This is a genomic window from Streptomyces odontomachi (genome assembly GCF_024435355.1).
Lineage (GTDB): Bacteria > Actinomycetota > Actinomycetes > Streptomycetales > Streptomycetaceae > Streptomyces > Streptomyces odontomachi.
Genome location: NZ_JAMJWG010000030.1, coordinates 49,891 through 62,417, shown reverse-complemented (window position 1 = coordinate 62,417; position 12,527 = coordinate 49,891). Strand labels below are relative to the sequence as shown.

The window sequence follows — 12,527 nt, the reverse complement described above, 5'->3', positions numbered from 1 at the left end:
ACAACGCGAGGGATAAGAGGGGTCTGAGGGCCTATGGGACTCGAAGAGAAACTGCCGAGCGGTTTTCTGCTCACCACCGTTGAGCAGGCCGCGGGCTGGGTGCGGAAGTCCTCCGTCTTCCCCGCGACGTTCGGCCTCGCCTGCTGCGCCATCGAGATGATGACGACGGGCGCGGGACGCTATGACCTGGCGCGCTTCGGCATGGAGGTGTTCCGCGGCTCGCCGCGGCAGGCGGACCTGATGATCGTGGCCGGACGGGTGAGCCAGAAGATGGCGCCGGTGCTGCGGCAGGTCTACGACCAGATGCCGAACCCGAAGTGGGTCATCTCGATGGGCGTCTGCGCGTCCTCCGGCGGCATGTTCAACAACTACGCGATCGTGCAGGGCGTCGACCACGTCGTGCCCGTGGACATCTACCTGCCCGGGTGCCCGCCGCGTCCGGAGATGCTGATGGACAGCATCCTCAAGCTCCATCAGAAGATCCAGACCTCCAAGCTCGGCGTGAACGCCGAGGAGGCGGCCCGCGAGGCGGAGGAGGCGGCCCTGAAGGCCGTCCCCACGATCGAGATGAAGGGGCTCCTGCGGTGAGCGGGCACGACGAGCAGAACGAACCCAATCCGGAGCAGGATCTCAACGCCCAGAACCTGCCGGGACGGCGTGGCGAGCAGGGCGAGGAGATCCGCGTCCAGCGCGGCATGTTCGGCGCCAACAACGGCGGCGACACCACCGGCTACGGCGGCCTGGTGCGCTCCATCCGGCTGCCCGGACCCTCCTCCCGGCCCTACGGCGGCTGGTTCGACGAGGTCGCCGACGAACTCGAAGGCGCCCTGGAGGAGCAGGACCTGCTCCCGGAGAACGCGATCGAGAAGACGGTCGTCGACCGCGGCGAGATGACCTTCCACATCGCACGCGAGCACCTGCTGCGCGTCGCGAAGACGCTGCGCGACGACCCGGCGCTCCGCTTCGAGCTGTGCACCGGCGTGAGCGGTGTGCACTACCCCGGCGACAAGGGCCGGGAGCTGCACGCCGTCTACCACCTGCGCTCGATCACCCACAACCGGCTGATCCGCCTCGAAGTCAGCGCCCCGGACCAGGACCCGCACGTCCCCTCGGTGGTCTCCGTCTATCCGACGAACGACTGGCACGAGCGCGAGACGTACGACTTCTTCGGCCTGATCTTCGACGGCCACCCGGCGCTGACCCGGATCATGATGCCGGACGACTGGCAGGGCTTCCCGCAGCGCAAGGACTACCCGCTCGGCGGCATCCCCGTCGAGTACAAGGGCGCCCAGATCCCGGCTCCCGACCAGCGGAGGTCGTACACGTGACTCCCGATCGCCACCCCTCAACGACTTCCTTCGGGAGGCCACTATGACGTCCGCGCAGCAGGCAGGCGCACGCGAGACCACCGAGGGCCCCGTCTACACGGTCACCGGCGGTGACTGGGACGAGGTCGTGGAGTCCGCGGCCAAGGCCGACGACGAGCGTCTCGTCGTCAACATGGGCCCCCAGCACCCGTCCACGCACGGTGTGCTCCGGCTCATCCTGGAGATCGACGGCGAGACGGTCACCGAGGCCCGCTGCGGCATCGGCTACCTGCACACCGGTATCGAGAAGAACCTCGAGTTCCGCACCTGGACGCAGGGCACCACGTACGTCACCCGGATGGACTACCTGACGCCGTTCTACAACGAGGCGGCGTACTGCCTCGCGGTGGAGAAGCTGCTCGGCATCACCGACGCCATCCCGGACCGGGCCAGCGTCATCCGCGTGATGCTCATGGAGCTCAACCGCCTCTCCTCGCACCTGGTGGCGATCGCCACCGGCGGCATGGAACTGGGCGCCACCACGATCATGATCTACGGATTCCGTGATCGTGAACTCATTCTCGACCTCTACGAGCTGATCACAGGGCTGCGGATGAACCACGCGTTCATCCGTCCCGGCGGTCTCGCCCAGGACCTGCCGCCCGGCGCGGTCGACCAGGTGCGCGAGTTCGTGAAGACGATGCGCAAGAACCTCCCGGAGTACGACAAGCTCGCCACCGGGAACCCGATCTTCAAGGCCCGCATGCAGGACGTCGGCTATCTCGACCTGGCCGGCTGTATGGCGCTGGGCGCCACCGGGCCCATCCTGCGCTCCGCCGGCCTGCCGCACGACCTGCGCAAGTCGCAGCCGTACTGCGGTTACGAGACCTACGACTTCGAGGTCCCCACCGCCGACACCTGCGACTCCTACGGCCGGTTCCTGATCCGCCTGGAGGAGATGCGGCAGTCGCTGCGGATCGTCGAGCAGTGCCTGGACCGTCTCGAGCCGGGCCCCGTGATGGTCGCCGACAAGAAGATCGCCTGGCCCGCTCAGCTCGCGCTCGGCCCGGACGGCCTCGGCAACTCGCTGGACCACATCAAGAAGATCATGGGCACCTCGATGGAGGCCCTGATCCACCACTTCAAGCTGGTCACCGAGGGCTTCCGGGTGCCGGCCGGGCAGGCCTACGCGGCCGTCGAGTCACCCAAGGGCGAACTCGGCGTGCACGCCGTCTCCGACGGCGGCACCCGCCCCTTCCGGGTCCACTTCCGCGACCCGTCCTTCACCAACCTTCAGGCCATGGCGGCGATGTGCGAGGGCGGCCAGGTCGCCGACGTCATCGTGGCCGTGGCGTCCATCGACCCTGTGATGGGAGGCGTCGACCGGTGACCACCTCAGAACAGGGCGTCAGCCTGGGCATGCCCCAGCTGCCCGCCCCCGCATACCCGGCCGACGTGCACGCCCGGCTCGAAGCGGACGCCAAGGAGATCATCTCCCGCTACCCGGGCGCCCGCTCCGCGCTGCTGCCGCTGCTGCACCTGGTGCAGTCCGAGGAAGGACATGTCTCGCGCACCGGCATGCAGTTCTGCGCGGACCAGCTCGACCTGACCACCGCCGAGGTCACCGCGGTCGCCACCTTCTACTCGATGTACCGGCGCAGGCCGGGCGGCGAGTACCAGGTGGGCGTCTGCACCAACACGCTGTGCGCGGTGATGGGCGGTGACGCGATCTTCTCCGCCCTCCAGGAGCACCTCGGCGTCGGCAACGGCGGGACCACCGAGGACGGCAAGATCAGCCTGGAGCACATCGAGTGCAACGCGGCCTGCGACTTCGCGCCGGTGCTGATGGTGAACTGGGAGTTCTTCGACAACCAGACCATCGAGTCGGCCAAGCGCCTGGTCGACGACCTGCGGGCCGGCGCCCAGGTCGAGCCGACCCGCGGCGCCCCGCTGTGCACGTTCAAGGAGACCTCCCGGATCCTGGCGGGTTTCCCGGACGAGCGGCCCGGCGCCGTCGAGGCCACCGGTGGCGCGGGCCCCGCGTCGCTGATCGGGCTCAAGCTGGCCCGCGGGGAGACCCCGGCCGCCGCCCGGGTCGTCTCGCCGCGCGCCGCGGCCCCGCGCCAGGCACCGCAGCCCGGCGCCGAGCACCTCAGTTCCCATGACGCGCCGCAGCAGACCTCGGCGTCCGACCCCGGGCACCCCGCCGGACCGGTCACCGAGGAGGGGGAGTGATGACTGTGACAGCCGAGAACGGCAACGGCGCCACCGCCCAGCCCGAGCCGCAGGCGGAGGCCAGCGCCATGAAGCTGCTGGCACCGGTGCTGTCGGCCTTCTGGGACGAGGACGGGTCCTGGACGCTGGACACCTACCGCCGGCACGACGGCTACGAGGGACTGCGCAAGGCCCTCGCCATGCAGCCCGACGACATCATCGCCTACGTCAAGGACTCCGGCCTGCGCGGCCGTGGCGGCGCGGGCTTCCCGACGGGCATGAAGTGGCAGTTCATCCCGCAGGGCGACAACAAGCCGCACTACCTCGTCGTCAACGCCGACGAGTCGGAGCCGGGCACCTGCAAGGACATCCCGCTGCTCTACGCCAACCCCCATTCCCTCATCGAAGGCATCGTGATCGCCTGCTACGCGATCCGCTCCAGCCATGCCTTCATCTACCTGCGCGGTGAGGTCGTCCCCGTGCTCAGGCGGCTGCACGAGGCCGTACGCGAGGCCTACGAAGCCGGCTACCTCGGCAAGAACATCCTGGGCAGCGGACTCGACCTCGAACTCACCGTGCACGCGGGCGCCGGCGCGTACATCTGCGGTGAAGAGACCGCGCTGCTGGACTCGCTCGAGGGCCGCCGCGGCCAGCCCCGGCTGCGTCCCCCCTTCCCCGCTGTCGCCGGTCTGTACGCGTGCCCCACTGTTGTCAATAACGTGGAGTCCATCGCGTCGGTTCCCGCGATCCTGCACAAGGGCAAGGAATGGTTCAGGTCGATGGGCAGCGAGAAGTCCCCGGGCTTCACGCTGTACTCGCTCAGCGGCCATGTCGCCAGCCCCGGCCAGTACGAGGGCCCGCTCGGCATCACGCTGCGCCAGCTGCTCGACATGAGCGGCGGCATGCGCCCCGGCCACCGGCTGAAGTTCTGGACCCCCGGCGGCTCCTCCACCCCGCTGCTCACCGACGAGCACCTCGACGTCCCGCTGGACTACGAGGGCGTGGGCGCCGCCGGCTCCATGCTCGGCACCAAGGCCCTCCAGTGCTTCGACGAGACCACCTGCGTGGTGCGCGCCGTGACCCGCTGGACGGAGTTCTACGCCCACGAGTCCTGCGGCAAGTGCACCCCCTGCCGTGAGGGCACCTACTGGCTCGTGCAGTTGCTGCGCGACATCGAGGCAGGCAAGGGCACCATGTCCGACCTCGACAAGCTCGCCGACATCGCCGACAACATCAACGGCAAGTCCTTCTGCGCCCTCGGCGACGGCGCCGCCTCGCCGATCTTCTCCTCGCTGAAGTACTTCCGCGACGAGTACGAGGAGCACATCACCGGCCGGAGCTGCCCGTTCGACCCGGCCAGGTCGACCGTATGGGCGGACGGCTCCATCGACACCACGGAGGTGAACGCATGACGGTGATCACTGGCGCTCCCTCCGGGGGCTCAGCGGCCGCCACCCCACCAGAGGACCTGGTTAATCTGACCATCGACGGGGCAGAGATCAGCGTCCCCAAGGGCACCCTGGTCATCCGGGCCGCCGAGCTGCTCGGCATCGAGATCCCGAGGTTCTGCGACCACCCGCTGCTCGACCCGGCCGGCGCCTGCCGGCAGTGCATCGTCGAGGTGGAGGGCCAGCGCAAGCCGATGGCGTCCTGCACCATCACCTGCACCGAGGGCATGGTCGTCAAGACGCAGGTCACCTCGCCGGTCGCGGAGAAGGCCCAGCGCGGGGTGATGGAGCTGCTGCTCATCAACCACCCGCTGGACTGCCCGGTCTGCGACAAGGGCGGCGAGTGCCCGTTGCAGAACCAGGCCATGTCGGTCGGTGACGCCAACTCCCGCTTCGAGGGCACCAAGCGCACCTTCGACAAGCCGGTCCCGATCTCCACCCAGGTACTCCTCGACCGCGAGCGGTGCGTGCTGTGCGCACGCTGCACCCGGTTCTCCAACCAGATCGCCGGCGACCCGATGATCGAGCTGCTGGAACGCGGTGCGCTCCAGCAGGTCGGCACCGGCGAGGGCGACCCGTTCGAGTCGTACTTCTCCGGCAACACCATCCAGATCTGCCCGGTCGGCGCGCTCACCTCGGCCGCCTACCGGTTCCGCTCCCGGCCGTTCGACCTGGTGTCGTCGCCGGGTATCTGCGAGCACTGCGCAGGCGGCTGCGCCACCCGTACCGACCACCGGCGCGGCAAGGTGATGCGCCGCATGGCGGCCGAGGACCCCGAGGTCAACGAGGAGTGGCTGTGCGACAAGGGCCGCTTCGGGTTCCGGTACGCGCAGCGCCCGGACCGGCTGACCCGGCCCCTGGTCCGCAACAAGGAGACCGGTGAGCTGGAGGCCGCCAGCTGGCCGCAGGCGCTGGCCGCTGCCGCAGCGGGCCTGACGGCGGCGCACGGCCGCACCGGCGTGCTGACCGGTGGCCGGCTCACCGTCGAGGACGCCTACGCGTACAGCAAGTTCACCCGGATCGCGCTCGGCACCAACGACATCGACTTCCGCGCGCGCGTGCACAGCGCCGAGGAGGCCGACTTCCTCGCCGCCCGGGTCGCCGGACGCGGCAAGGACCTCGACGGCACCGGCGTCACCTACTCCCTGCTGGAGAAGGCGCCCGTGGTGCTGCTCGTCGGCCTGGAGGCCGAGGAGGAGGCGCCCGGGGTCTTCCTGCGGCTGCGCAAGGCCTGGCGCAAGCACGGCCAGCGCACCTTCGCGATCGCCAGCCACGCCTCCCGGGGCCTTACGAAGGCGGGCGGCACCCTGCTGCCCGCGGCACCGGGCACCGAGACCGAGTGGCTCGACGCGCTCGCCAGCGGCGTCGGCCTCGCGGAGAACGGCGAGCAGGCCGCCCAGGCCTCCGAGGCGCTGCGCTCCGAGGGCGCGGTCATCCTGGTCGGGGAGCGGCTCGCCGGCATCCCGGGCGGGTTCACCGCAGTGGTGCGCACCGCGACCGCGACCGGCGCCCGGCTGATGTGGGTGCCGCGCCGGGCGGGCGAGCGCGGTGCCGTCGAGGCGGGCGCGCTGCCGGCGCTGCTGCCCGGCGGACGTCCGGCCACCGACCCGCGGGCCCGCGAGGAGGTCGCCGGCGTCTGGGGCGTCGCCGAACTCCCGCACCACTTCGGCCGCGACACCGACCAGATCCTCGAGGCCGCCACGTCCGGCGCGCTGGACGCCCTGGTCGTCGCGGGCGTCAGCCTGGACGACCTGCCGGATCCGGCGGCCGCACGGGCGGCGCTCGACGAGGTGGGCTTCCTGGTCTCCTTCGAGCAGCGGCCCAGCGAGGTCACCGAACGGGCCGACGTGGTCTTCCCGGTGGCCGCGGTCGCCGAGAAGCCGGGCACCTTCCTCAACTGGGAGGGCCGCGCACGCTCCTTCAACGCGGCGCTCAAGCCCGACCAGATGACCCGCCCGCTGGCCCCCACCGACATGCGCGTCCTCCAGATGCTGGCCGACTCGATGGACGTCCACCTGGGCCTGCCCGACGTGGGCACGCTCCGTGCGGAGGTGCAGCGTCTCGGCACCTGGGACGGTGTCAGGCCGGGCGACCCCCTGAAGACCACGGCCACCATGCCGCGCCCCGGCGCCGGGGAGGCGCTGCTGGCCGGGCACCGGCTCCTGCTCGACCAGGGCCGGCTCCAGGACGGCGACGAGGCGTTGGCCGGCACCCGGCACGCCGCGGTGGCCCGACTCTCCGCCGCCACGGCAGCGGAGGCCGGCATCAAGGACGGCGATGCGCTCGCCGTCAGCGGCCCGCAGGGCGCCGTCGAGCTCCCCTTGCAGATCACGCCGATGCCGGACCGCGTGGTGTGGCTGCCGATGAACTCCATCGGGGCGGGCATCACCGCCGACACCGGCGCACGCCCGGGTGAACTCGTCCGTATCGGCCCGGCGGTGGCGCCGGAGTCCCAGGAGGTCACGGAGGTGACGTCATGACGCCCCTGGCCGCGGCGCCCCAGGCGCTGACGCCGCTCGCCGCGGAGGACCTGTCGGCCTTCGGCGGCGATCCGTGGTGGCTGATCGTCATCAAGGCGGTGTTCTGCTTCGCCTTCCTGATGGTGACGGTGCTCTTCTCCATCGTGTGGGAGCGCAAGGTCGTCGCCTGGATGCAGCTGCGCATCGGCCCGAACCGGCACGGCCCCTGGGGCATGCTCCAGTCGCTCGCCGACGGCGTGAAGCTGATGCTCAAGGAAGACGTGATCGTCAAGCGCGCGGACAAGGTGGTCTACATCCTTGCGCCGATCGTCGCCGCGATCCCGGCCTTCATGGCGATCGCCGTGATCCCGTTCGGACCTGCCGACAACGAGGTCTCGATCTTCGGTACCCGCACCGCGATGCAGCTCACCGACCTGCCGATCGCGATGCTGTACATCCTGGCGATCGCCTCGGTCGGCATCTACGGCATCGTGCTCGCCGGCTGGTCGTCGGGCTCGACGTACCCGCTGCTGGGCGGCCTGCGCTCCTGCGCGCAGATGATCTCCTACGAGATCGCCATGGGCGCCGCGTTCGCCTCGGTGTTCCTGTACTCGGGCTCGATGTCGACGTCCAGGATCGTCGAGCAGCAGCAGGACCGCTGGTACATCCTGCTGCTGCCGGTGTCGTTCCTGATCTACATCGTCACGATGGTCGGCGAGACCAACCGGGCGCCTTTCGACATGCCCGAGTCCGAGGGTGACCTGGTCGGCGGCTTCAACACCGAGTACTCGTCGATCAAGTTCGCGATGTTCATGCTCGCCGAGTACGTCAACATGGTCACCGTCTCCGCGGTCTCCACGACGCTGTTCCTGGGCGGTTGGCGGGCACCCTGGCCCATCACGACCTTCTGGGCGAACGCCAACCACGGTTGGTGGCCGCTGTTGTGGTTCGTCATCAAGGTGCAGCTGCTGCTGTTCTTCTTCATCTGGCTGCGCGGCACCCTGCCCCGGGTCCGCTACGACCAGCTGATGAAGCTCGGCTGGAAGGTCCTCATCCCGGTCTCCGTGGTCTGGCTGATGCTGGTCGCGACCGTGCGGACGCTGCGCAACGAGAACTACAACTTCTCGCACATCGTGCTCTACGTCGCCGGCGCGGTCCTCGTCGTGCTGCTGCTGTCGTTCGTCGCCGACGCCTTCCGGGACCGCGGCAAGGGCGAGGACGGTGCCGAGCCGCCGGCCTTCGACCCGATGGCGGGCGGGTTCCCCGTGCCGCCGCTGCCCGGGCAGACCATGCCGCCGGTGCCGAGGCGGCGCCCGCGCTGGGGCTCCTCGGAGGGTGGCGACGACGAACCCGAACTCGTTGTCAGTGGTGGCGTCGATACTGTGAGTGACGGAAAGGAGGCGTCCGATGGCTGAGCGACCCCGCAAGCAGATCGAGTCCGGAGAGTCCCCGCAGCCCCAGGAAGGGTTCCAGAACCCGGTGGCGGGCTTCGGCGTGACCTTCAAGGCCATGTTCAAGCGGCGGCTGACCGAGCAGTACCCGGAGCAGGAGAAGGTCACCGCGCCCCGGTTCCACGGCCGGCACCAGCTCAACCGCCATCCGGACGGCCTGGAGAAGTGCGTCGGCTGCGAGCTGTGCGCCTGGGCCTGCCCGGCCGACGCGATCTACGTGGAAGGCGCGGACAACACCGACGAGGAGCGCTACTCCCCGGGCGAGCGCTACGGCCGCGTCTACCAGATCAACTACGCCCGCTGCATCTTCTGCGGCCTGTGCATCGAAGCGTGCCCGACCCGCGCGCTGACGATGACGAACGAGTTCGAACTGGCCGACTCCAGCCGCGAGAACCTGATCTACACCAAGGAGCAGCTGCTCGCCGGGCTCGAGGAGGGCATGGTCGACAGCCCGCACGCGCTGTACCCGGACACCGACGAGCAGGACTACTACCGCGGCCTGGTGACGCACGCGGCGCCCGGCACCGAGCGGCAGGTCGCCTTCTCCAAGGGCGAGGCCCCTCAGGAGGCCGCCGCCGACTTCGGCCCCGGTGAACCGGCATCCGGAAAGGTGATCGGCCGATGAGCAATCTCGCCGCCTACCACACGTCGACCGGTGAGGCCTTCCAGTTCTGGGTCCTCGGGGTCGTCGCGGTGCTCGGCGCCCTGGGCACGATCCTGATGAGGAAGGCCGTGCACAGTGCCCTGTGCCTGGCCGGGACCATGATCGTCCTCGCGGTCTTCTACCTGGCCAACGGCGCCTACTTCCTCGGGATCGTGCAGATCGTCGTCTACACCGGCGCGATCATGATGCTGTTCCTCTTCGTGGTGATGCTGGTCGGCGTCACCGCCGCCGACTCCCTGAAGGAGACCATCAAGGGCCAGCGCTGGCTCGCCGCCCTGTGCGGCGTCGGCTTCGGCATCCTGCTGGTCGCCGGCATCGCCAACGCCTCCCTCAAGGACTTCGCCGGCACCGGCAAGGCCAACGCCAACGGCAACGTGGAAGGCCTCGCCCAGCTGATCTTCACCAAGTACGTGTTCGCCTTCGAGATCACCGGTGCGCTGCTCATCACCGCGGCGGTCGGCGCGATGGTGCTGACCCACCGTGAGCGCACCGAGCGCGCCAAGACCCAGCGCGAGTTGTCCGAGCAGCGCATCCGTGAGGGCAAGCACGTACCCCCGCTGCCCGCCCCCGGTGTCTACGCCCGGCACAACGCGGTCGACATCGCCGGCCTGCTCCCGGACGGCACCCCGTCCGAGCTGACGGTCAGCCAGACGCTGCGCGACCGGGGTCAGATCCGCGATGTGTCCGGTGAGGCGCTGAAGGACCTGAAGGCCCTGGAAGAGCGTGCTGCCGACCGCCTGGAGCGGGAGCGGACCGAGGAGGCATCCAACAAGTGAATCCGGTCTACTACCTCTATCTCGCGGCCCTGCTGTTCACGATCGGCGCCACCGGCGTGCTCATCAGGCGGAACGCGATCGTCGTGTTCATGTGCGTCGAGCTGATGCTCAACGCCTGCAACCTCGCCTTCGTCGTCTTCTCCAGGCTGCACGGCAATCTCGACGGCCAGATCATCGCCTTCTTCACCATGGTGGTGGCCGCCGCGGAGGTCGTCGTCGGGCTCGCGATCATCGTGTCGCTGTTCCGTTCCCGCCATTCGGCCTCGGTCGACGACGCCAGCCTGATGAAGCTGTAAGGGGTCGGAAGAATCGTGCAGAACCTGATTGCGCTGCTCGTCGCGGCGCCATTGCTCGGGGCGGCCCTGCTCTTGTGCGGCGGTCGCAGGCTGGACAGGTCCGGCCACCTCATCGGCACCCTGCTGTCCGGTGCCTCGTTCGTGATCGGCGTGGTGCTCTTCTCCGACCTGCTCGGCAAGGACCCCGACGCCCGCACCGTCCACCAGCACCTGTTCAGTTGGGTGCCGGTGGGCGGTTTCCGCGCGGACGTCGCCTTCCAGCTCGACCAGTTGTCGATGACGTTCGTCCTGCTGATCTCCGGTGTGGGCACCCTGATCCACATCTACTCGATCGGGTACATGGAGCACGACGAGCGGCGCCGCCGCTTCTTCGGCTACCTGAACCTGTTCCTCGCGGCCATGCTGCTGCTGGTGCTCGCCGACAACTACCTGCTGCTGTACGTCGGCTGGGAGGGCGTCGGTCTCGCCTCGTACCTGCTGATCGGCTTCTGGCAGCACAAGCCGAGCGCCGCCACCGCCGCGAAGAAGGCCTTCCTGGTCAACCGGGTCGGCGACATGGGCCTGTCCATCGCGATCATGCTCATGTTCACCACGTTCGGCACCTTCGCCTTCGGCCCGGTGCTGCACGCGGCGCCCGGCGCGAGCGAGGGCAAGCTGACGGCGATCGGCCTGATGCTGCTGCTCGCCGCGTGCGGCAAGTCGGCCCAGGTGCCGCTCCAGTCCTGGCTCGGTGACGCGATGGAGGGCCCGACCCCGGTCTCGGCCCTGATCCACGCCGCCACCATGGTGACCGCGGGCGTCTACCTGATCACCCGCTCCGGCGTGATCTTCAACAACGCGCCCGACGCGCAGCTGGTCGTCACCATCGTCGGTGCCGTCACGCTCCTCTTCGGTGCGATCGTCGGTTGCGCGAAGGACGACATCAAGAAGGCGCTGGCCGGCTCGACCATGTCGCAGATCGGCTACATGGTGCTGGCCGCCGGGCTCGGCCCGATCGGCTACGTCTTCGCGATCATGCACCTGGTGACGCACGGCTTCTTCAAGGCCGGTCTCTTCCTCGGCGCCGGTTCGGTCATGCACGGCATGAACGACGAGGTCGACATGCGCAAGTACGGCGGCCTGCGCAAGCACATGCCGGTCACCTTCGCCACCTTCGGCCTCGGCTACCTCGCGATCATCGGCTTCCCCGGCCTGTCCGGCTTCTTCTCCAAGGACAAGATCATCGAGGCGGCCTTCGCCAAGGGCGGTACGGAGGGCTGGATCCTCGGCGGGTGCGCCCTGCTCGGCGCGGCCATCACCGCGTACTACATGACCCGCGTGATGATCATGACGTTCTTCGGCGAGAAGCGCTGGGAGGCCGACGCGAACGGCAACGAGCCGCACCCGCACGAGTCGCCCAAGGTCATGACGATCCCGATGATCGTGCTCGCCTTCGGCTCGGTCTTCGCCGGTGGGTTCTTCGGCATCGGCGACCGGTTCCTGCACTGGCTGGAGCCCGTCACCTCGCACGCCGAGGGCAACTCCCCGGTGAGCGCCGCCGAGGTCACCATCGCCACCATGGTGCTGCTGGTGATCGGCGTGGGCATCGCGTACCTCCAGTACGGGCGCCGGCCGGTGCCGTCGGTCGCCCCGCGCGGCTCGCTGCTCACCCGGGCGGCCCGTCGCGACCTCCTCCAGGACGACTTCAACCATGTGGTCCTGGTGCGTGGCGGTGAGCACCTCACCCGCTCCCTGGTCTACCTGGACCACTCCCTCGTCGACGGGGTCGTCAACGGCACGGCGGCCTCGTTCGGCGGTCTCTCCGGCCGGCTGCGCCGACTGCAGAACGGCTACGCCCGCAGTTACGCGGTCTCGATGTTCGGCGGTGCGGCACTGATCGTCGCCGCGACCCTGCTGATGAGGGCGGTCTGAT

Annotated in this window: 11 protein-coding genes; all 11 read left to right on the top strand. The window is 69.4% G+C overall.

Translation table 11 applies throughout. The features are described 5' to 3' along the window. The first annotated feature begins 33 nt into the window (after positions 1–33). The 11 genes from NQO67_RS38805 to nuoL are packed head-to-tail and all read left to right on the top strand — an operon-like array spanning position 34 to position 12,526. Complete coding sequence (locus NQO67_RS38805) at positions 34–588, top strand: NuoB/complex I 20 kDa subunit family protein (protein ID WP_255955205.1); 555 nt, start codon at positions 34–36, stop codon at positions 586–588. Beyond that, a complete protein-coding gene (locus tag NQO67_RS38800; protein ID WP_255955204.1) occupies positions 585–1,328 on the top strand; it encodes an NADH-quinone oxidoreductase subunit C in 744 nt (247 codons plus the stop codon). The genes NQO67_RS38805 and NQO67_RS38800 overlap by 4 nt, the downstream gene beginning before the upstream one ends. Positions 1,329–1,371: 43 nt before the next feature. Next, positions 1,372–2,697 carry an NADH-quinone oxidoreductase subunit D gene (locus NQO67_RS38795; RefSeq protein WP_255955203.1) on the top strand — a complete coding sequence of 442 codons (1,326 nt, stop codon included), beginning with the start codon at positions 1,372–1,374 and terminating at the stop codon, positions 2,695–2,697. 29 nt (positions 2,698–2,726) lie between these two features. Then, entirely contained in the window at positions 2,727–3,542 is an 816-nt protein-coding gene (gene nuoE / locus NQO67_RS38790; RefSeq protein WP_255955233.1) for an NADH-quinone oxidoreductase subunit NuoE, read from the top strand. Continuing rightward, positions 3,542–4,933, top strand: coding sequence for an NADH-quinone oxidoreductase subunit NuoF (nuoF, locus tag NQO67_RS38785; protein WP_374119273.1), 1,392 nt, complete (start codon positions 3,542–3,544; stop codon positions 4,931–4,933). The genes nuoE and nuoF overlap by 1 nt, the downstream gene beginning before the upstream one ends. Further along, a complete protein-coding gene (locus tag NQO67_RS38780) occupies positions 4,930–7,449 on the top strand; it encodes an NADH-quinone oxidoreductase subunit G (RefSeq protein ID WP_255955202.1) in 2,520 nt (839 codons plus the stop codon). The genes nuoF and NQO67_RS38780 overlap by 4 nt, the downstream gene beginning before the upstream one ends. Positions 7,450–7,475: 26 nt before the next feature. After that, complete coding sequence (gene nuoH / locus NQO67_RS38775; protein ID WP_255955231.1) at positions 7,476–8,843, top strand: NADH-quinone oxidoreductase subunit NuoH; 1,368 nt, start codon at positions 7,476–7,478, stop codon at positions 8,841–8,843. After that, the gene (nuoI, locus tag NQO67_RS38770; protein ID WP_255955201.1) at positions 8,836–9,504 is read left to right on the top strand and encodes an NADH-quinone oxidoreductase subunit NuoI; all 669 of its coding nucleotides are present in this window, start codon (positions 8,836–8,838) and stop codon (positions 9,502–9,504) included. Before nuoH ends, nuoI begins: the two co-directional genes overlap by 8 nt. Then, the gene (locus NQO67_RS38765; RefSeq protein ID WP_255955200.1) at positions 9,501–10,319 is read left to right on the top strand and encodes an NADH-quinone oxidoreductase subunit J; all 819 of its coding nucleotides are present in this window, start codon (positions 9,501–9,503) and stop codon (positions 10,317–10,319) included. The genes nuoI and NQO67_RS38765 overlap by 4 nt, the downstream gene beginning before the upstream one ends. Next, a complete protein-coding gene (gene nuoK, locus NQO67_RS38760; protein ID WP_255955199.1) occupies positions 10,316–10,615 on the top strand; it encodes an NADH-quinone oxidoreductase subunit NuoK in 300 nt (99 codons plus the stop codon). Before NQO67_RS38765 ends, nuoK begins: the two co-directional genes overlap by 4 nt. A 15-nt stretch (positions 10,616–10,630) precedes the next feature. Next, positions 10,631–12,526: an NADH-quinone oxidoreductase subunit L gene (nuoL, locus tag NQO67_RS38755; RefSeq protein WP_255955198.1), complete on the top strand. Its 1,896-nt coding sequence runs from the start codon at positions 10,631–10,633 to the stop codon at positions 12,524–12,526. The last annotated feature ends 1 nt before the right edge of the window (position 12,527 follow it).